Below are 1,297 nucleotides of genomic sequence, written 5' to 3'. Positions count from 1 at the left end.
TGAGGGGCCCCGCGCTTTCCGGACAGCTGACTGATGGTGATCTGCGGGCAGATCTACGCTGCTTGCTCCCGGTCCAGGTACTCGGTGTGGACCTCAAGAGGGGTCCGGTACCCGTTCGCGGAATGAAGCCTGCGTCGATTATAGAAGCCCTCGATGTACTGCACAACCGCGCGGCGTGCTTTGCTGCGTGTGGCAAATACCATACGGTTTAGCCACTCGTTCTTCAACGCGCCGAAGAACGATTCCGCCATCGCGTTGTCCCAGCACACCCCGGTTCTTCCAACTGACCTGCGCATGCCGTAGCGGCGCAGGTGCCGGCCGAACTCATCGCTCGTATAGTTCGACCCGCGATCGCTATGGAAGATGCAGCCCTCCTCGATGTGGATGTTCCCGGCCGCCGAGTCCAGAGCAGCCGTGATGAGCGAGGTCTTGAAGTGGTCGGCCATCGCCCAGCCGACCACCATCTTTGAATGACAATCGATCACGGTCGCCAAATAAAGGAAGCCTTCCCAGGTCGGAATGTATGTAATATCACCGACCAGCCTGGTGCCTGGACGCTCGGCTGTGAAGACCCGGTTGACCAGGTCGGGGATCGTACCGGGCTCGCCGGCCTGGGTGGTGACCGGCCGCCACGGCCGCGGCTGCACTGGCACAAGCCCCAGCTCGCGCATCAACTGCCGCACCAGCTCGGGCGAGACCTCCTCACCCGAGCGCGCCAGCACCGCGTGGACGCGCCGATAGCCGTAGGTCTCGTGGTTGGCCTCGAACACCGCCTCGATCATCAGCTTGAGGCGTTCCCGGCGTTCGGCGGTCGCCGACAACGGACGAGTCCGCCAGTCATAGAAGCCGGACCGGGACACGTGCAGCCAGGTGCACATGTCAATGATGGCGTGGTTGGCCTTCTCCGCGTCGATGAGCTCGTACTTGGCGCTCACCGGTGATCCTTCGCGAAGAAGGCCGCGGCTTTTACCAGAAAGGCGTTCTCCTCGCGGAGCCTGCGGTTCTCTCGCTCGAGCTCAAGTTCCCGGGCGCTCTTCTTCTCGCCACCGCCGCTCCCCGCCGACACGTCACCGCCGTGCCGCCTGCGGTAGTCCTTGACCCAGTTACCAAGCGTCGTGTCGTGGATCCCGACCTCACGGGCTACATGGGCGATGGGGCGTGGGCCGTCCAGGACCATACGGACGATCTCGTCCTTGTGCTCCTGGGTGAAATGCCGCCTCTGTCGTGCCAACGACCTTCCCTTCCGGTTCTCCCCAACCCTAGTTGGGGACCTGTCCGGAAGATCCGGGGCGCCTCA

General features: G+C 63.5%; 1 protein-coding gene. It reads right to left on the bottom strand.

Annotated elements, in window-relative coordinates:
* Positions 1-53: 53 nt before the first annotated feature.
* Positions 54-1,231, bottom strand: a protein-coding gene (locus ACGFIS_RS37550; RefSeq protein WP_392913573.1) for an IS3 family transposase whose coding sequence is annotated in 2 segments (ribosomal slippage) — positions 54-970 and positions 970-1,231 — 1,179 coding nt in all. Because the reading frame shifts where the segments join, the coding sequence is not laid out codon by codon here.
* Between the last annotated feature and the right edge of the window lie 66 nt (positions 1,232-1,297).

Origin of the sequence: Spirillospora sp. NPDC048824 (assembly GCF_043198455.1) — a bacterium.
In the GTDB taxonomy this organism is placed as follows: domain Bacteria; phylum Actinomycetota; class Actinomycetes; order Streptosporangiales; family Streptosporangiaceae; genus Spirillospora.
The sequence above is the reverse complement of the archived record's forward strand: the minus strand, read 5'-3'. Positions and strand labels throughout refer to the sequence as shown.